The organism is Pedobacter sp. PLR (genome assembly GCF_026239675.1).
GTDB lineage: Bacteria > Bacteroidota > Bacteroidia > Sphingobacteriales > Sphingobacteriaceae > Pedobacter.
This window is the reverse complement of record NZ_JAPIVQ010000001.1, coordinates 265,376-283,740: the sequence shown is the minus strand read 5'-3', so window position 1 is coordinate 283,740 and position 18,365 is coordinate 265,376. Positions and strand designations below refer to the sequence as shown.

16 protein-coding genes are annotated in these 18,365 nt (G+C 39.4%); 8 read left to right on the top strand and 8 right to left on the bottom strand.

What is annotated here, in order from left to right:
• Positions 1-10 precede the first annotated feature (10 nt).
• Together OQX61_RS01185 and OQX61_RS01180 are read left to right on the top strand one after the other, a co-directional pair.
• Positions 11-1,201 carry a glycosyltransferase gene (locus OQX61_RS01185; protein WP_265839810.1) on the top strand — a complete coding sequence of 397 codons (1,191 nt, stop codon included), beginning with the start codon at positions 11-13 and terminating at the stop codon, positions 1,199-1,201.
• 15 nt (positions 1,202-1,216) lie between these two features.
• Positions 1,217-2,338, top strand: coding sequence for a glycosyltransferase family 4 protein (locus OQX61_RS01180; RefSeq protein WP_265839809.1), 1,122 nt, complete (start codon positions 1,217-1,219; stop codon positions 2,336-2,338).
• On the opposite strand, the gene OQX61_RS01175 is transcribed toward OQX61_RS01180, so the two are convergent.
• Positions 2,321-3,148: a glycosyltransferase family A protein gene (locus tag OQX61_RS01175; RefSeq protein WP_265839808.1), complete on the bottom strand. Its 828-nt coding sequence runs from the start codon at positions 3,146-3,148 to the stop codon at positions 2,321-2,323. The two genes, OQX61_RS01180 and OQX61_RS01175, sit on opposite strands and share 18 nt — an antisense overlap.
• A 169-nt stretch (positions 3,149-3,317) precedes the next feature.
• Here OQX61_RS01175 and OQX61_RS01170 point away from each other — a divergent pair, with 169 nt between their 5' ends.
• Positions 3,318-3,893, top strand: coding sequence for a gluconate 2-dehydrogenase subunit 3 family protein (locus OQX61_RS01170; RefSeq protein ID WP_265839807.1), 576 nt, complete (start codon positions 3,318-3,320; stop codon positions 3,891-3,893).
• Between the two features lie 6 nt (positions 3,894-3,899).
• A complete protein-coding gene (locus OQX61_RS01165) occupies positions 3,900-5,588 on the top strand; it encodes a GMC family oxidoreductase (RefSeq protein ID WP_265839806.1) in 1,689 nt (562 codons plus the stop codon).
• Positions 5,589-5,619: 31 nt separating this feature from the next.
• Here OQX61_RS01165 and OQX61_RS01160 read toward each other — a convergent pair whose 3' ends face one another.
• From OQX61_RS01160 to OQX61_RS01145, 4 genes are read right to left on the bottom strand one after another with little or no spacing between them, the layout of a single operon-like run.
• Positions 5,620-6,048 carry a hypothetical protein gene (locus OQX61_RS01160; RefSeq protein ID WP_265839805.1) on the bottom strand — a complete coding sequence of 143 codons (429 nt, stop codon included), beginning with the start codon at positions 6,046-6,048 and terminating at the stop codon, positions 5,620-5,622.
• Positions 6,049-6,103: 55 nt separating this feature from the next.
• Positions 6,104-7,543 carry a GMC oxidoreductase gene (locus OQX61_RS01155; protein WP_265839804.1) on the bottom strand — a complete coding sequence of 480 codons (1,440 nt, stop codon included), beginning with the start codon at positions 7,541-7,543 and terminating at the stop codon, positions 6,104-6,106.
• Between the two features lie 10 nt (positions 7,544-7,553).
• Positions 7,554-8,537, bottom strand: a complete 984-nt coding sequence (locus OQX61_RS01150) for a UbiA prenyltransferase family protein (RefSeq protein ID WP_265839803.1) — start codon at positions 8,535-8,537, stop codon at positions 7,554-7,556.
• Between the two features lies 1 nt (position 8,538).
• Positions 8,539-9,237 (bottom strand): HAD family hydrolase, encoded by a 699-nt coding sequence (locus OQX61_RS01145; protein WP_265839802.1) that lies wholly within the window; start codon positions 9,235-9,237, stop codon positions 8,539-8,541.
• A 181-nt stretch (positions 9,238-9,418) separates the two neighbouring features.
• Between OQX61_RS01145 and OQX61_RS01140 the strand changes: the two genes are divergently transcribed.
• Both OQX61_RS01140 and OQX61_RS01135 read left to right on the top strand, forming a co-directional pair.
• Positions 9,419-10,888 (top strand): glycosyltransferase family 39 protein, encoded by a 1,470-nt coding sequence (locus OQX61_RS01140; RefSeq protein WP_265839801.1) that lies wholly within the window; start codon positions 9,419-9,421, stop codon positions 10,886-10,888.
• Between the two features lie 168 nt (positions 10,889-11,056).
• Positions 11,057-12,421, top strand: a complete 1,365-nt coding sequence (locus OQX61_RS01135) for an oligosaccharide flippase family protein (RefSeq protein WP_265839800.1) — start codon at positions 11,057-11,059, stop codon at positions 12,419-12,421.
• Positions 12,422-12,508: 87 nt separating this feature from the next.
• Here the strand turns inward: OQX61_RS01135 and OQX61_RS01130 are convergent, their stop codons facing one another.
• Together OQX61_RS01130 and OQX61_RS01125 are read right to left on the bottom strand one after the other, a co-directional pair.
• Positions 12,509-12,700: a hypothetical protein gene (locus tag OQX61_RS01130; protein WP_265839799.1), complete on the bottom strand. Its 192-nt coding sequence runs from the start codon at positions 12,698-12,700 to the stop codon at positions 12,509-12,511.
• An 86-nt stretch (positions 12,701-12,786) separates the two neighbouring features.
• Positions 12,787-14,061 (bottom strand): hypothetical protein, encoded by a 1,275-nt coding sequence (locus tag OQX61_RS01125; protein ID WP_265839798.1) that lies wholly within the window; start codon positions 14,059-14,061, stop codon positions 12,787-12,789.
• A gap of 648 nt (positions 14,062-14,709) precedes the next feature.
• Between OQX61_RS01125 and OQX61_RS01120 the strand changes: the two genes are divergently transcribed.
• Positions 14,710-15,573, top strand: coding sequence for a beta-1,6-N-acetylglucosaminyltransferase (locus OQX61_RS01120; RefSeq protein ID WP_265839797.1), 864 nt, complete (start codon positions 14,710-14,712; stop codon positions 15,571-15,573).
• 78 nt (positions 15,574-15,651) lie between these two features.
• On the top strand, positions 15,652-17,250 hold the full coding sequence (locus OQX61_RS01115) for a hypothetical protein (protein ID WP_265839796.1): 1,599 nt from the start codon (positions 15,652-15,654) through the stop codon (positions 17,248-17,250).
• Between the two features lie 84 nt (positions 17,251-17,334).
• Here OQX61_RS01115 and OQX61_RS01110 read toward each other — a convergent pair whose 3' ends face one another.
• Positions 17,335-18,309 (bottom strand): glycosyltransferase family 2 protein, encoded by a 975-nt coding sequence (locus OQX61_RS01110; RefSeq protein ID WP_265839795.1) that lies wholly within the window; start codon positions 18,307-18,309, stop codon positions 17,335-17,337.
• Positions 18,310-18,365: the final 56 nt, after the last annotated feature.

Below are 18,365 nucleotides of genomic sequence, written 5' to 3'. Positions count from 1 at the left end.
TTAGCTGATAATGGGTTTTTATAATATGGAGGTTTTATACTTTGTTTTTGTAGTATTTCAGGTGTTGGTAGGTGTTCATTTGATCTTACCACTGATCTTGTATTTGCTGCATTTTAAAAAGCAGGAGTTACCGGCGCTTGCTGGTGATCAAAAAGAATATGATTATGCCATTATTGTAACGGCTTATCAACAGACCAATTTGCTGCCTTCGGTGGTGGATTCTATTTTGAAATTGAATTATAAAAACTATCTGGTTTATGTGGTTGCTGACAATTGTGACATCACAGGTTTGAATTTTAACAGCGATAGCGTTATCCTGCTCAGACCGGAAGAAACGTTGGCCAGCAATACCAAATCGCATTTTTATGCGGTGAAGAATTTCAAAAGAGCGCATGAATACCTGACGATTATTGACAGCGATAACCTGGTAGATCCGGAATATCTGAATGAATTAAATAACTTTTTTGCCAGAGGATTTATTGCGGTTCAGGGGGTTCGGAAAGCGAAGAATTTGAATACGGATTATGCTTGCCTGGATGAGGCAGGTGATATGTATTATCGTTTTATAGACAGGAAATTGTTGTTTGATGTTGGTTCTTCTGCTTCACTTGCGGGTTCAGGCATGGCTTTTACGACTGCTTTTTACAGAGAATGTCTGGAGTCTTTAAATATTGAAGGTGCCGGTTTTGATAAGGTGCTGCAAATGGGTATTTTGGATCGTGCAGAACGTATTGCTTTTGCAGAAAAGGCAATCGTTTATGATGAGAAAACGTCTAAACCTGATCAGCTGGTGAATCAACGGGCACGATGGATCAATACCTGGTTTAAATACGCAGGAAGGGGGGTGAAACTGCTGGTTATTGGGCTGATGAACTTCAACTGGAATCAATTTTTATGTGGATTGGTTTTTTCCAGACCTCCTTTATTTATCATTGTTGGACTAACAGGACTCAGCGTTTTAGCCGACTTGTTCCTTATGCCGGGAATGTTGCTGTTCTGGGGCTTTGCTATTTTGAGTTTCTTCCTGATCTTCTTTATTGCATTGAATTATTTTAAAGCGCCTAAAGTGGTGTATCATGCGCTGCGCAAAATCCCAATGTTTATCTTTTTACAGATCTTGTCTTTATTCAAAGCAAAGCGTGCGAATAAAATTTCTACTGCAACGGTACATTATCATGAGCATAAAATTGACGAGGTATAATTTTTATTTACACGTATGTTAAGAAAAGTAAAGATCCTTCAGGCGATCAGACAAGGTAAGGTAGGAGGTGGGGAAACCCATGTGCTGGATCTGGTCAATGAATTGAACAAGGAGGAATTTGAATCTGTGATTCTATCCTTCACTGAAGGTCCAATGGTTGAAAAACTGCGTGCAGATGGGTTCAAAGTCTATGTGGTGCCTACCGAAAAACCTTTCAACTATAAGGTTTGGAAGGCAGTAAAGAAAATTGTGGAGCAGGAAAAGATCAATTTGATTCATGCACATGGGACAAGAGCAAATTCTAATACCTTTTCTACGGCAAAATCTTTAGGTATTCCTATTATTTATACCGTACATGGTTGGTCATTTCATCCGGATCAATCGTCAGCGGTGAAAATCATCCGGACCCTGAGTGAACGCTTTCTGGTGAATATGGCAAATAAGACCATTTGTGTTTCCCAAAGTAACCTGAATGAGGGGCTATCGAAATTCCCAATGAAAGATGCTACCGTGATTTTAAACGGCATCAATCAACAGAAGTTCAATCCTGATCAGACATTCAAAAACGTTAGAGCGGAGTTAAATATTGCGGCAGATGCTGTCTTGATAGGATATATCGCCAGAATTACGGCACAAAAAGAACCGCTTAATTTCCTGAGGGGGATTGCTAAGGTTCCGGTTCATTTAAATGCGAAGTTTTTGATTGTTGGTGATGGGGAACTGAAAACCGAAATGTTGGAACTTGCGACTTCACTAAACCTGAACGACCGTGTGATTTTTCAGGACTTTAGAAGTGATATTCCGGATGTATTGAATGCGGTGGATATTTTTTGTCTGCCCTCACTTTGGGAAGGTTTGCCCATTGCGCTGTTAGAGGCGATGGCGATGAGAAAGGCGATTGTTGCGACGGAAATTGATGGAATTAATGATTTGATTCAGCATGATGAAAATGGGATTCTTATCCCTGTTTCTAACCCTGACAAAATTGCGGAGGCCATCACTGTGTTGATCGAAAACACAGGATTACGGGACCGACTCGGTTTACAGGCAGGAGCTACTGTTGCCGAAAAATTCAACATCGACAGAATGACCAGAAGTGTAGAAGAGGTTTACAGGACCTTAGTTCCGCGCACGTAAGTGAGTAAAGCTTAAGTTTTTTGCGAGCCTGTCGTAAGTGGCTTTGTAGATGCCACCATCGATTTGAATCCTTCTGTCAGTGGTCCACACAATACTTCTGTTTGTAGTCACCCAGTGGAATTTTCCGTAGCCTTTTTCACGGAGCTTAATTGCCAGCCAACCATCTTCATTAGTTCCCTCAGGATGATTGAACCCATCTACCGAAAGACATTCCAACCTGCGGCAGGAAGAGTTAAATCCATAAACATTTAGCGCTTCTTCTTTAAATAACTGACAGATTTTGCGGTTTAAGTCGGATACATATTCGTAAAAGAAATACACCAGTCTAGGCGTTTCTGCAATCGGAACAAAAGAAAACTTACCATAGGTAAGAGATACCGAAGGATCATTAATAAGCGGAAAAACCATGTCGTCTATCCATGGTGCAGGGTAAATGGTATCTGCATCCGCATTGATAATATAGGTGCCTTTTGCAATAGCCAGTCCGCCGTTCCTTGCATTGGTAATACCCTGTTTGGTTTCCGTAATACAGGTAACTCCACAAACTCTTGCCAGGGATTCCGTTGCATCTTTAGAGTTGTTGTTCACTACAATAACTTCGATACTGTGCAAGGAAGTTGTTAAGGAAAGAGAATATAATGTTTTCAGGATGTTCTCTTCTTCGTTATACGCGGGTATAATGATGGAAATCAGCGGATTTTCGGAATATAACCTCTTGAAATTTGCAGCAATACCCGGGATTTCTTTTTCTAGTTGGGCCCGACCTTTGTTAAACTTAGATATGTTTTTTGGAATAGATAAAGGTCTCATTAAAATGATTATAGGGATAAAATTAAATAAATATAATAAATTACTCAGGAATACTCAATATTCGTGCCTTATAATGGTTTAAACTTATTTTTAGGAGTAAATATTCCTTTCGGAATATGATAATATATCTATATATTTACGATGAAATGCTTAGGTTATTTAAAACAAAATGAACAGAAGGACGTTAATTAAAGGCATTGCTGTCTTTTCGTCATTGGGGATCTCCTCTTTTTCATTATACAAGTGGTTTAGCTTAAGTGCGAAACCAGATCACAATTCTCTTCATGAGATGCAGGGCTTAATTGCAGATTTGGCTGAAGTCATCATTCCCGGAACACATACACCTGGTGCAAAAGACGCAAAGGTGGATGTCTTTATTGTGGATATGATTGAATCCTGTACGGACATCAAAACCCAGAATAATTTTATTTACGGTTTAAATGAGCTGAAGAGTTATACTTTAAATACCTACAATACTTCCTTTTCCAATTGTTCTATCGAAGATAAAACTGCCATCCTAAAGCATTTCGAGAAAAAATCTGTTTATCATTATAACATCTTAAATAAGATTGACCGAAAGTTTTTAGGTAAACCTTTCTTTGTGAAGTTAAAAGAGCTCACCGTTGAAGGTTATTGCATTTCGCAAGTTGGGGCAACTCAGGGGCTTGATTACGATTATATTCCCCATAATTACCTGGCCTGTATTCCGCTCACCAAACACCAGAGATCCTGGGCAACAAAATAGTTTTATATGTATAGGTCAAATGATGCTAACACTAGTTATGACGCGATAGTTATCGGCTCTGGAATTAGCGGCGGCTGGGCAGCAATGGAGTTGTGTAGAAAAGGAATGAAAACATTGTTGTTGGAGAGAGGCCGGGAAGTAGAACATATCAAGGATTATCCTACAGCCATGTTAAAACCCTGGGATTTCAAACATGGAATGAATCATACACTCGAGGAAATAGAAGAAAGCCCGGTTCAATCCAGAAATTCTGATCCTGGAAATGCACATTTTTATGTGAATGACAGGGAACATCCTTACATCCAGGAAAAGCCGTTTGATTGGGTTCGTGGATATCAGGTTGGCGGGCGTTCTCTAATCTGGGGGCGCCAATGTTACCGCTGGAGCGACCTTGATTTTCAGGCAAATCTTAAAGACGGACATGGGGTAGACTGGCCTATCCGCTACCATGATCTTGCCCCCTGGTATGGATATGTAGAGAAATTTATTGGGGTAAGCGGTAAACATGAGGGGCTTTCCCAGTTGCCGGATGGTGAGTTTTTACCAGCAATGGAATTAAATTGTATAGAAAGCCACCTGGCAGATGCAATTCATAAAAATGACCAGAGCCGGTTGCTTACCATCGCAAGGGTTGCAAATCTGACTAAAGGATGGGACCATAGAGGTCCTTGTCAAAATCGGAATTTATGCTCAAGAGGCTGTCCTTTTGGTGGGTATTTCAGTAGTAATAGTTCAACTATTCCTGCTGCTTTCGCCACAGGAAATTTAACCTTACGCCCTCATGCTATTGTTGCAGAAATATTATATGATGACCGGCTTCAAAAGGCGATAGGAGTTAGGGTAATTGACAGTCTGACTAAGGAAAGCTTCAATTATTATGCAAAAATTATCTTTATAAATGCTTCTACGATTGCAACGGCAGGTATTTTATTGCAGTCAAAGTCTAACCGGTTCCCGGATGGTATGGGTAACGACAGTGGAGAATTGGGTCACAACCTGATGGATCATCATTCTTCTTCAGGTGCTTATGGCGTTCACGATAGTTATAAAGAATCTTATTATAAAGGTAGAAGACCGAGTGGATTTTTAATCCCGAGGTACCGGAACCTAAAAAATGAAACAGAACTGCCTTTTGTTCGCGGATATAACATTCAAGGGCATGGAGAGCGCGCAGAATGGCAAGACCGTTCCGCAGAAGATGGGTTTGGCGTAGAGTTTAAAAGCAGACTGACCACTCCGGGACCATGGTTTGTATGGATGGCCGGTTGGGGAGAGTGCCTGCCTTATCATGACAACATGGTAAGCCTGGATAGTCGTCAGGTAGATAAATGGGGACTGCCTCAGCTGAAGATTGATTTCGAGTTTAAGGATAATGAACGCCGGATGATGGAAGATGTTAAACATAGTTCCGGAGAAATGCTGGATAATGCAGGCTTCAGAGATATTCAGATTTTCAATTATCACAGACCCGGTGGTGCTACCGTACATGAGATGGGGACGGCAAGAATGGGAAGAGATCCAAAGACCTCTGTTTTAAATGGTTTTAACCAGATTCATGCAGCTAAAAACGTGTTTGTGACTGATGGGAGTTGCATGACTTCTTCTGCTTGCCAGAATCCTTCTTTGACCTATATGGCGCTCACCGCAAGGGCCTGCGAGTATGCTGCTCATGAGCTTAAAAAAGGAAATCTATAAGGTTATTTTATTGGGTACGCATTTTACAGGGCTATGCTGATGGCCTTTCCGGAGGATAAATCTGGAAGGAATAGGGGTTTGGAATGGGGCTTTTATAGGGGTTGTAAAGTCCGAGGTAGTTAATGGTTCTACTTTCGTCGGTTTTATGAATAAAGAAATCTGACGACAGTAGGTAGTATTTAATCAATTCAAATACCCGGGCAGATTGATTCGGACTAATTTTCAAATAATAGAAAGTTTTCCAACGCAAGTTGACCAGCATGTCGTTTACCGAGCTGTTGAAATAATCATCGACATACTTTTCTACACCAGAAGGTTCCAGTTTCAGGTAATGGAGTTCCTTTTGAATGATTTGTATCGCAAATTTTCTTAATGGTGGTGCTGAAATATACAAAGCTGGCGGAAGGATCAGTAAACCTGTAGAGATGCCTGCGAGGATAAAAAAGGTTCTTCTTTTCATAAGCGTAGCGTGATTGACAGCTGGAATGAGTGGTTTGTTATAATGAAATGGCTTGCTAAAATGAATGGTCTGCGGAATATAAAGACAATGCGGCGAGTGTGAGCGTAGGATTGGAAGCGCTAAAAGTAGTAAATGAACCGGCGCCAAGCACAAATAGATTTCTATATTGGTGGTGTATCATATTTTTATCAACAACACTGTCTGCAGCGGTTTGTCCCATCCTTGTTCCGCCAATAATATGACCTTCATTAGGAAAAGGTTCCAGATATTTTAATTGCTCTACAGGGAGACAAGATAAAATGCCAGGAAGTTTCTTTTTCATATTGGCGATGCCTTTCATGGTGTAATCAGACCGCTTTGTAAAACTTACTCTTGGAATTAATTTATTGGCAGAGGGTTTAATGAAGTTTTCATCAAGTGGTAAATCTTCAAACAGCATACGGAAAGAGGCCATATTTAGCCATTTTCCGCGTTCCAGACGGATATAATAGGGAGCATTGTTGGTTTCGATCAGGCAGGCGGCATAGTCCTTTCGATGTTCACCGTCGTAAAGCATGTAACCATTTGCATTTACCCAGGTACTGCCGCCGGTATTTTTCATGTTATCCAGATAAATGAGTACTTGCATCCCCAGTTGTTCTCCAAAACCTTTTCCTGTGAATAAATTGCTGTCTCCAGCATTGAGCAGGATATTGGAGTTGAAAATTGGATTGGCACCCAGTACAATGACTTCTCCTGCAATTTCAAAATCTTTTCCATCCTTAACGTAAAGCACTTTTTTGATCTGGCTTCCGGCAGTCTCCAGACTATAGACCTGTGCGCCAAAAACAAGCTCGATTTGCTCATTTTCATAAACACCTATTTCAGAGTTTTCAACGGTGAATTTAGCGTTTACCGGACAAATGTCACAGGTGGAACTTGCAAAACAGGCATTCCTGCCTTTGGTGGCCCTGCTGGCTCTTGCGCTAGGCTGACTAATGTATTTATTCCCATAAGTCTGGTTCAGAATTTTATCGACTGCTGTAAAAGTATGCGGAGGAAGGGGATATTTTCCTTTTCTGGGAAATGGAGTGTCTTCCGGGCCCGATATAGACATCAGTTCTTCTGCTTCATAGTAATAAGGATCAAGGTCATCATAGTCCAATGGCCAGTCTTTTTCTATTCCAAACAGGCTATTCATTTTGAAATCGGAAGGCATAAATCTTGGGGTACAACCCCACCAGCAATTGGAGCAACCGCCAAACCCTAAGGTAAAGGGCCATCTTTTGGCTTTATTTTCATTTATAATGGCATCTTCCCATGGTTCTTCCTTCTGGCTGAAATCAGAATGTTCTCCTTTTTTCAGCTTTAATCGCTCTGCATGAGGGAAAAGATGGCCGCGGTCCAACACAAGGATTTTTTTAGGGCTGTTACTTTTCTCCAGGTATTTCTTTAAAAAGAAGGTGGAAGCAAAGCCGGTGCCTACCACAATTAAATCATAATTATTGTATTTCATATATATGGCTTTAGTAATTGTTGGCATTTTGAAGGAACCAATGTAGCCATGGGATTTCAACAAACATCAGGATACACAATAAGGAGGTGAACAGGAAAAGATAAAGCATAAACCACTTTCTGGTGTGTAATTTTTCAGAACCCTGAACCGGAGAGTCATTCAAAAGGCCAATCCTGAGGTACCAGGAAAAAAGAAGGGCAAAGAAAGGAAAACTGACCAGCAGCTCAATCCTGTCTTTAATGAGGAAAATCCCCATAAAAAAAGCACAGGTAATGGCATAGAAAAACATGGAGACCAACAGGCTGTTCTCCGAATAGTATTTAAATGATCTGCGATATTGTCCGGCTAGCTCCGGGTTTCCAATCAGGCGGTACTCTGCAAATCGCTTGGTGGCCATTAAAAACGCGCCACCCATCCAATAGGCGATGATGATACTGGCAGGTGGGAAGGTGTTGATCCAGTTGAGATCCCATTTTGTATCAGGCATACCCAGTGAAGGGGAAAAGATAAACCAGCCAAGTGCAAATCGAATGGGGTTATTAATAGATTCAGAAAGCACATCCAGGAAGACCCTTTCCTTGCTTCTGAATGGTCGTACGTTATAAATGATACCCATCAATAGCAAAAATGCAGAAGTGAAAAGAAATTTCCAGGAGACCAGGTACGCGATAAATAAGCCCAAAAATGCCAGTACTGCGTATTCCAGGTAAACCAGTTTCGGATTTACTTCAGTAACCACCAGTGATCTTTTCTTTTTTAAAGGATGGAATTTATCAAATTCTACATCTAAATATTCATTGATGACATAGTTTGCTGAAGCAATCAGACAGGTACTGATTATTCCTACAATGATTTTGAAGAGCAGATGGCCGTCAAAAGGGGTTTTAAATATGGAGAGCGCAAACAACATCCCCGGAATCATAAATATGTTTTTCAGCCAGTTGTCTGGTCGGGCAATGGCAATGTAGTCTTTGAGAACGGCCGCTTTTTTCATCTTAACCTGCGTTATTTCTTGTTTTATAGGTGGTATAACTTTCGATCAATTGATTATAAAATTGGTCTGCTTCATTTCTTTTTCTGCTGATCAAAAGAAAGGGCATCCCTGCTTGTATGGCGCAGCGACCATCAAGTTCTTCTCTGTCGCCTATAAAAACACATTGTGAGGCGGAGTATTCTAAGGTGTTTAAGATATAAAACAGCCCCTTAGGCTTTGGTTTTAAGGTGTTCACCCATGGATCTGTAGAAGCGACTACCAGATCCACCTGGAGCTGCATGGCGGCTAGTTTTTTTGAAGCAGGATAATCGGAATAAACCGCGATTTTAATCCCCTCTTTTCTCATTAATTGCAGGAATTGAACCAAACCCGGGTAAATATAATCCGCTAGATATTTGTTTGGAGCCTCTAAGATCCATTTTGAAATGACTGATTTAATACGCTTCACAGGCAGATTTAATTTGTCCGCACACATCTGGTATTGCACCTCTTCCAGGTGCTCGTATTGATGTCCGGCCATTTGTTCACGCTCCTTACGGAAATGATATAAAATGAAAAGATCCTTGATTTGCAAAGGCTGGAATAAATAGTATTTCAGTAGCTGAAATAGCATTTTCTTTCTTAATTTCGACTGATGGTACAGCGTTCCATCCACATCAAGTATGATTGCTTTTAAATTTATCCAGTCTAACTTGTTCACCTATAGGAGATTAATTTTGTTAAATTTAAACATATTTCTATTATTTATATACTGATATTCACTAATGGTTCTTAAAATGAAGCGAACCCTGTTTAGTAATTATAAAGTCTGGTTGTGTTTATTTCTGATTTCAGGGATAGTGCTAAGGTTGTACCATTTTTTTTATAATCACTCGCTATGGATGGATGAAATTTATCTTTCCAGCAGTCTGATCAGGATGGACTATCTGGATTTGGCCACTAAACCTTTGGATTATCAGCAAAAAGCACCAATCGGTTTTTTATGGACTGTCCGCTTTTTTGTAGCAGTTTTTGGAACAGGAGAAATGGCATTGCGGCTATTCTCTTTGATTTGTGGAATCCTCTCCTTGTTTTTATTTATTCCCGTTTGCCGGTATTTTACGAATGAAAAGGGGGCTGTACTGGGTTTAGGGATTTTAGCGTTTGCTACACCACTTGTTTTTCATGCGGTGGAAGTGAAGCAATATCAGACAGAAATGCTGGCTACGCTGGTGATTTTATACAGTTATATTAAGTTCCAGCACAAAAGTACTTACCCTGATCTTTTGCTTTGGGGCTTCATGGGTGCCCTGATTTTATGGTTTTCTTATGCAAGTGTTTTTATACTTGCCGGGATGGCGACAGGACTCAGCATTTATAGAATAATAAAAAAAGACCGGGAATTATTCCTGAAACAGTGTATTCCATTCCTGATTTGGTTCCTCAGTTTTGGCATTAATTACCTCTATTTTACCCACAAGCATGCCGAATCTAAATGGATTGTGGAGTGGTTTGACTTTTATAGCAATTTTATGCCGCTCCCTCCAGGCTCCATGGAGGATTTAAAATGGTATGCGGTTAATCTGTACCGGTTGTTTGATTATCCGCTGGGATTCCTTTGGAATGTAAAGTGGCTGGTCGTATTGCCACTCGGTTTGTTGTTTTTAGGTGTGGCGTTTCTGTTTAAACGACTCCAGGATTTCCTGGTGCTGTGTTTTCCTTTTTTATTCCTGTTTCTGGCCTCAGGATTAAAATTATACCCACTCACAGAGCGATTCTGGGTGTTTATCAGCCCGATCCTCATTTTGTTTGTTGTGAATGGTTATTTGTGGTTGATGAATCGTTTTCATAATCAGTCCTTTAGATTTTTTTTTACCCTGCTGCTGTGTTCGGGGTTGTTCGTCAATTCCATGAAATCTGTACTTTATCCAGAGGAGTTTCTAGGCCATAAACGCTCGTTTCAAAAGGAAGGTCTTGCGGAAGTCGCAGAGAAATTTCAATCAGGGGATGTGGTCTATGTCTATTGGAATAACCTTCCTGGATACAAAGTATATAAGAAAATTCATCCAAACCATTATAAAGCGATTGAAGGTAATGACTATCGCCATGTCTCAGAAAATTATGATAGTTATTTAAACCGTTTGAAGTCCGACTTTGAGGGATTTAAAGGAAAAAAGCGGGTTTGGTTTGTTTATAATGATTATTATCGCACTGATATTGGCGATGGTATCGACCAACCAGCCTGGTACTATGAAAAAGGCGCAGATCCAACACTAAAATTACTTCAATATTTTTCTACAATAGGTAAGCAAGAAGAGGTTTATAATTCTTTTGATATAAAGATCTCCCTAATTACATTAAACGACAAATAAAGCTGCAATTATTGTAAAATATGAATTAACTTGGTCTGGAGTTTTAGTGAATCAGTTTTGTTAATTGGCTGACTGATTTTATAAAGCTGGCCTAAAAGTTGCCTGTTCAGAGCTTTGAAATGAATGGGATGATTTAAGGTTTTAGATCAAGCGCCACTACTAATATTTATGTCTTTTATAAAAACGATACTATCATCCTTTAAAAATATACATTTTCAATCTTTACTGGGGAATGGAGTAATGGCCGTTTTCGGTGTAGTTACCATTGCCATTTTGTATCGGGCACTACCAGTCAAAGAGATCGGGTTATATGTCTTCTTTATGATGATATGGGGTTTAGTAGACACCATTCGGTCGGGTTTTTTAACCATAGCCTTTGTTAAGTTTTATTCCGGAACCACACGTGAGCGTGCAGACGAGGTTATCGGTTCTGCCTGGTGTTTTGCATTGATCATCACCGGATGCTGCATCCTGTTGAATATGTTAACGTTCTCCTTGTCGTCCTATATAACCAATGAAGGAATGATCTTATTCCTGCAATATTTTTCATTGATATCTTTAGCAACGCTGCCATTGTTTATGGCAAATCTGGTAGTGCAGGGAGATAAACGTTTTGATCGTTTATTATGGCTCAGGCTGATTAATCAGGTGTTTTTTACCGGGACAGTAATTGTGCTTATTTTTCTTAAAAAAGCTTCTCTGACCTCCATTGTACTCACTTTTATTGGTTCAAATTTTATCGCCAGCTTATGTGTGTTATGCTTAGGCTGGACAAGGGTAGGAGCGATAAGAAAAATGACAAGGTCCTGCTTTATGGAGATTTTTCATTTTGGAAAGTATAGTGTAGGATCAGGATTGAGCGCAAATTTGTTTAGAGTGACCGATGCCTTTTTTATTAACTTTTTTCTGGGGCCCTCAGCACTGGCTGTTTACAATCTGGGAGGAAGACTGATGCAGATCATAGAGATCCCGCTAATGAGTTTTGCAGCCTCAGGAATGCCAAGTCTCTCTACCTATTATAACAACGGCCAGAAAGCGGAGATGATGTATGTGATGAAGAAAATGATCGGCATGTTATCAATATGTATCCTTGGAATTGCAGTAGTGTCTATTATTTTCGCGGAGCCAATTATCGGATTGATTGGTGGAGCCAAATATATGGATACAGAGGCACCTAATTTGTTCCGTATATTTATGACTATGGCCATTTTATTCCCGGCTGACCGTTATTTCTCCTTAGGGCTCGATGTAATTCACCTGCCTAAAATAAACTTCTATAAGTTGCTGATCATGCTTGCCGTTAATTTAACCGCAGACTATGTTGGAATAGCTATTTTTCATTCTGTCTATGCAGTTGCTGCAGCTGATGTTTTTCCGGTAATCGTTGCTATTATTATTGCTTACTTCCCGCTTAATAAATTTCATAATTTCAGCTTTTGGGGGATGTATGTCGTGGGGTATAAAGAGCTCGTTTTATTTGTCAGGAAGATATACTTTACGCTATTCAATAGAGACAAGGCTCTAAATAATTAAACATTCTTTCTTGTTTTAAACGTGAAATGGAAGTATTTCCCTGGTAATACTGATGATCATCAGTACAGGGGCGCGATCCCTGTACAATTAAAATCTATTAAGATTTACCGGAGAGCAATCGGTAAGTTCCGGCATGTAGATCCTCAATAATCTCGAATTAAGCCCGTCTGAAGAAGCATTATGGCATAAAGTCAGTTGTTCTATCGGAAGAAGTACCCTACGTTCATAGAACTGAAAAAGGATATTAAAGAAATGAGCCCGATAAAATATCGGGCTCATTTCTTTAATAATTAATATTGAAACTCATTCAGCGTTGCAATCAGCAACTGATATAGCAGCTGTTTGTCCTGACTGAATGTTCTGTTTTACATTGCGGCTGCGCCAATACCGGTATATTTAGATTGGAAGGTATTGGTGTCAAAAACGGCTTCAGCTTGTGTAGCCAGGTATTTGTTATTGGTGTCTCTTGTAATCTTAGTATCACTCATATTATTAATCATGTTGGTGATGCTCTTTTTACTGTTTAAATCAAAACCAAGATTGTTGTAATACTCTAAGCTGCCAAAGGTGTTATAAAGGTCAAGAACCTGCCCTTCAAAGTCATGAGAAGTATTCATTTTACCTGCGGTATTGTTGTATACTTTAGCATTTGCATAAGTAGACTTACCCGGGTAGATGTTTCTGGCGAATGCCTGTAATTCAAAGGCACCGTATTTTCTGGTGTTGTAGCAAATATTGTTGTAAATCTCGTTGGTAGCAGGGGTGCTTCCTCTTGAATAAAGCCACATTCTAATAGAGTTTCCCTGGTAATTACTGAGCTTATTGTCATGGAATTTACCGTTACCCTGCATGTAGAATATACCGTTGTGGTTATTGTTTGCAGCGTTTATGTTGTTTACTATATTGTTATGGATGTCGTAATCCTGAACATTACTAAATGAACATAGTGTTCCGACATCAGCACTATTTATAAAGGTGTTGTAAGCAATCTCTACATTTTTAAACAAACCAGAATCTTCTCCGGTATCACTGTTTAGGTTCCCTCCAAAGGCAATGGATCCTGCGTTTTCGAACAGACAGTTAATGATTTTGAAATTTTCGGTTCTGGTTTCAGCTGTTCCTTTATAGGCAAAACTATCGCCGTTGTTCTTTTCTCCGGCAATTACATAATCTCTTACGTTTTTGAAACTCATGTTTCTGATGGTCACACCGTTCATTTTACCATCCATCATGATTGCACGAAAACTAATATTCTCAAATTGAAATCCGTATTTCTCACCGGATACATTATCTCCGGAAATGATCACATTGTTAATGTTGCTGGTATGCATCACGCTGGTGATTTTTACGATACCATCATTTTTAATGAAGAAAGGTCTGTTTGCCGGGGCTGTTATATTTTTAATGACAATTGAACTGTATCTTCCGCCTTTTATTTTAATAAAAGCATTCGAGGTTACTTTAAGTGCTCCGCCATCAATAGTGAGCTCTTCTCCTTCACCGCGACCAAGTTCTATAATGGTTGCATCTGCGGGAACATCGCTTGGTGGAGCTGTGGGATCGGGTGGGATTGGTGTAGTAGTTGGAGGAAGAACTTCAATTTCCGGAGGAGGAGTATTGTCTCCTTTTTTACATGCCATAAGGACGAATAGACCAAATATAAAAAGTGGCATTTTGTATTTTACATTCATAAGTTTTTTGAAGATTATATAATCGTTCCCCTATTATTTCTGCAATTGTAAGTATTTTTCAATGAACAAATGTAATTGTATTTTTCAGGTCATTTTGAACCGGTCTGCTTCTCCATTGTAAAAAGGGTTTTTCCTCAATGTGGGGAATGTTTTTCCCATGTCTCTCAGAAATATGGAATATTTAGCGCAGTTGATATATGACTTTTCTATGACTAATCAGGTGTTTGATGGACGTCAAAACCTAGTTATGAAATGGTTAGCATTTTTTAGCTGTCTTAAGCGAACATGGCCTGGTGTTGACTTACTCCTGATCTCTGGATTCATTTTTGCAAGCTATTTGCTGAGGCTATGTTTTTATACGTCTGAATTTTCATCGGATAAATGATTATGATCACGGATAGAACAGTTGAAGAAGTATCCCCCTGGTTTTTTTTAAATACAAACTTTGAGGGTTAACTAACAATAGTTATATTGGTACTCACAAAATGTGTTAAACAGGATGCTTTAAGAAGTTGATAATGTTGCATTTTGAAGATTATTAAAAGAGGTGGTCAATTCATAACAATAGTACGATTCTGTTTATTTAATTAGAAAATAATGAAGATTGCCCATTTAATAATGGCATATAAAAATTCAGGACAGGTAGAGCGGATGATTAAGGCGATGAATCACCCTAATTTCCATTTTTACATTCATTTGGACCTTAAGAGTGATATCAAAGAATTTGAGCATTTAGAAAGTATGAAAGGGGTTAGCCTGATCATTAACCGCGTGCTGTGTAACTGGGGAGGTTTCTCCTTTGTAAGAGCCATTATGAGCTCCTTATCCGAAATCTTAAAAAAGAACGAGAGCTATAGTTTCATTAATCTGATGAGTGGCCAGGACTACCTGATCAAACCCGCAGATCAGCTTTATCAGCTTTATGCAACACATCCGGGAAAATGCTTTATCTCTTATGATCAGGACCCTAAAGCTTTATGGTGGAAAGATGCCGTGACAAGAGCTGAACTTTACCATTTTACTGACCTTAAATTTAAAGGGAAGTATTTTATCCAGGGAATCTTTAATAAAGTACTGCCTAAAAGATCTTTTCCATTGTCCATTCCACTTTATGGGAGCAGTGATTCGTCCTGGTGGACTATCCCTTCAGATTGTGCAGCATACATTGTTGAGTTTATGAAGAGCCATCCCAGACTGGAACGATTTATGCAATATACATGGGGATCGGATGAGTTCATTATTGCTACAATAATTATGAATTCTCCATTTAAGGATCAAGTTATTAATGATAATTTACGTTTTATTTCCTGGGAAAGCGGGCGACCTAATCCTAGAATTTTAACAGATAGCGACTTTGAATTGATTAAAGCATCAGGTAAGTTTTACGCCAGAAAATTTGATAATCAGGTAAACGTTAAAATTTTGGAACAGTTAGATCAGTTTGTTGGCGTTAAAGCGTAAAGTATACCCTATTACCTTTTCAGCTGTTTATTAAGGCTGTCAGATTAACGATATAAAATTTCCAACTAAAAATTAACGATGAAAAAATCTCACGCTCTACGCTTAGTACTTCTCTTATTCCTTGGATGCTCTTTAACAGATTGCCACAGCGACCGCCCCGAAAATTCTATCGATACCGGTAAAAAGGTGAAAATGAAAGATTTGTTTGGTATCAACGCTTTCGAATGGGATTTTTTACAGGATCCTAATAACCCGAATGATGGGAGCAGGATATATGAACCTAAGATGGAACTGATGAAATCGTTCTCTTCCGTAAGGCATTATATGGATTGGGAAAAACTGGAAGATAGTCCTGGGATCTATTCATTTAATCCTACCACAAGGGGAGGATGGAACTATGACGCCGTTTATGCCAGAGCTAAACAAGAAGGAATTGTAATGCTGGCCTGTCTGATAAACGTTCCTGACTGGCTTTACAAAAGCTACCCGGCAAATGAGCGTGAAGTAGATGTAGTCGCTGTAAAATATGGAACTAACCGCGAAAAACCAGCCTCCTATGAGGCACAGGCAAAAGCAATTTATCAGTTTGTAGCTCGATATGGCTCCAATAAAAATATTGATACCAATGTTATTGTCTTAAATAAGAAACCGAGATGGCATGGAGATGTCGTTAATACTGTAAAAGTAGGTCTGGATCTGGTGAAGTATGTAGAATGTAATAATGAACCGGACAAATGGTGGAAGGGTCAAAAGGCTCAGCAAACAGGAAGGGAATATGCTGCAAATCTATCCGCTTTTTATGATGGGAATAAAGGTAAAATGGGTAAATATGTAGGAGCCAAAACAGCTGACCCAAACATTCAGGTAGTCATAGGAGGCCTTGCGAAACCTGATATTAACTATATCAAAGAAATTGTAGAATGGTGTAAAGAGAATAGAGGATATAAACCAGATGGTAGTGTTGATTTGTGCTTTGATATTATCAACTATCATCTTTATTCCAATGATAATACGGGTTGGTTCTCGAAATTTCACTCCACTAAAAGAGGGATTGCTCCGGAATTAGGTAATATGCCGGATATCGCAGATACTTTTGTCAATTATGCGCGTAATCTAGGTGGTAACATTGAAGTATGGACAACAGAAACTGGTTACGATCTAAATAGCAAAAGTATTCAGCGAGCTATTCCTATAGGCGCAAAATCGGTATTGATTACTCAGGCAGACTGGATTCTAAGAACTTCATTAATGTATGCCAGACATGGTGTAAACCGGGTATTCTTTTATCTGGCTTATGATATCATGGCTCCGGGAACCGATTCGGAAACTCCTTTTGGGACCTCTGGGTTATTAAATGAAGGCAAACGCAGACCTGCTGCCGATTATCTCCTTCAAACCGGAAAATTGATGGGTGAATACACCTATGAAAAAACAATTAATGATGATCCATTTGTAGACGTATACACCAACAACGTAAAAAAAATGTATGTCTTACTAGTGCCTGATGAAAAAGACCGTAGGGAAACTTATGAATTGGATTTAGGTAAAGCAAAGATGGCCAGAATTCATCAGCTAAAACCAGGATCAGATACCATGACACCTAAAGATGTCCCTACAAAAGGAGGGATTATAAAAATGACCGTAACGGAGACCCCGGTCTTTGTTGAAGGTTTGTAAACCTGTTTTATGCTTTGCAGGAAGGTGTCCGATTTCGGAACATTCCTGCAAAGTTTATCATTTAAACCATTGCCTGGCCTCGTCTTAACTTCTTGGCTTCTTCTTTGCCAATCCCAGCCTGCGGTTTATGCCCAGAAATAGGATGCCAGGGATAGTTTTAAGGGTAAACGGTATATTGGTTGCAAATGAAGTCCCCAGTAGCCTTAGTGAGTGCATTACCTTGAATTCCCGAAGCAGATTGTGTTTGGAAAGTTCTACAAGGCTGGACATATAACGCTCTTCCAGTATTTTTAATTCTCCCGGCATTAACAGATTGCCAAGCTTATCCATATTCCTTTTCAAATCAGCAATGTGAAGAAATTCCAGGACTTCACTCCACTTTCTGCCATCATAGATATTGATGTCATCGACTCTTTTATGCCATAACTTTTCAAGTGTAAAAGCTGCGCGACAAGGTTTCGAAAGGATCATTTCAAGATACATGGCCCAGTCGTCTCCAATATTCATCTTTTCATCCCATCCGGATACAATGGATGATTTACGGAGCACAACAGACGAAGAGGGAGAGGGGCAGGATTCAATATAAAGGGACCTGACTTCATTATCTTCTAAATTGATCCAGTTGCCTCTTTCTTTTCCAAGATAAGGAGCAAGAAAAGGATCATTGACCAGGAAATCCCAGCTGGAACCTATTTTCGCATCCTGATTCCAGTTGGCAAATACAAAATCCAGTTGTTCTGATTCCAGTTTATGGACACACTTTTCCAGAAATTCTTCATGCCAAATGTCATCAGAGTCCAGAGAAGCAATTATTGTTCCCTCAGCATAGCTTAAGCCTTTATTTCTTGCAGAGGCCTGACCCCCGTTTTTCTGATAATAGTAGGCTACCTGTGGGTATTTTTTGATCAGCTCCGAAGTTCCATCACTGGAGCCATCATCAACAACAATAATCTGAGTGTTTTTGTAGGTTTGATCAATTGCGCTCTCTATTGCATCCATGAGTTTGGATGCTCTGTTAAATGTGGGAATAATTACGGATACCAGTGGCTGAAAGTTCATTAATTTTTTGTTTATAAAGGAAAAAAGCAAAGCACAGATTTGTCCTTTTTTAGATT

Coding starts and splice junctions, on each gene's coding strand:
- OQX61_RS01185 (WP_265839810.1), top strand. CDS start 11: ATGGGTTTTTATAATATGGAGGTTTTATACTTTGTTTTTGTAGTATTT.
- OQX61_RS01180 (WP_265839809.1), top strand. CDS start 1,217: ATGTTAAGAAAAGTAAAGATCCTTCAGGCGATCAGACAAGGTAAGGTA.
- OQX61_RS01175 (WP_265839808.1), bottom strand. CDS start 3,148: ATGAGACCTTTATCTATTCCAAAAAACATATCTAAGTTTAACAAAGGT.
- OQX61_RS01170 (WP_265839807.1), top strand. CDS start 3,318: ATGAACAGAAGGACGTTAATTAAAGGCATTGCTGTCTTTTCGTCATTG.
- OQX61_RS01165 (WP_265839806.1), top strand. CDS start 3,900: ATGTATAGGTCAAATGATGCTAACACTAGTTATGACGCGATAGTTATC.
- OQX61_RS01160 (WP_265839805.1), bottom strand. CDS start 6,048: ATGAAAAGAAGAACCTTTTTTATCCTCGCAGGCATCTCTACAGGTTTA.
- OQX61_RS01155 (WP_265839804.1), bottom strand. CDS start 7,543: ATGAAATACAATAATTATGATTTAATTGTGGTAGGCACCGGCTTTGCT.
- OQX61_RS01150 (WP_265839803.1), bottom strand. CDS start 8,537: ATGAAAAAAGCGGCCGTTCTCAAAGACTACATTGCCATTGCCCGACCA.
- OQX61_RS01140 (WP_265839801.1), top strand. CDS start 9,419: ATGGATGAAATTTATCTTTCCAGCAGTCTGATCAGGATGGACTATCTG.
- OQX61_RS01135 (WP_265839800.1), top strand. CDS start 11,057: ATGTCTTTTATAAAAACGATACTATCATCCTTTAAAAATATACATTTT.
- OQX61_RS01130 (WP_265839799.1), bottom strand. CDS start 12,700: ATGAGCCCGATATTTTATCGGGCTCATTTCTTTAATATCCTTTTTCAG.
- OQX61_RS01125 (WP_265839798.1), bottom strand. CDS start 14,061: ATGGCATGTAAAAAAGGAGACAATACTCCTCCTCCGGAAATTGAAGTT.
- OQX61_RS01120 (WP_265839797.1), top strand. CDS start 14,710: ATGAAGATTGCCCATTTAATAATGGCATATAAAAATTCAGGACAGGTA.
- OQX61_RS01115 (WP_265839796.1), top strand. CDS start 15,652: ATGAAAAAATCTCACGCTCTACGCTTAGTACTTCTCTTATTCCTTGGA.
- OQX61_RS01110 (WP_265839795.1), bottom strand. CDS start 18,309: ATGAACTTTCAGCCACTGGTATCCGTAATTATTCCCACATTTAACAGA.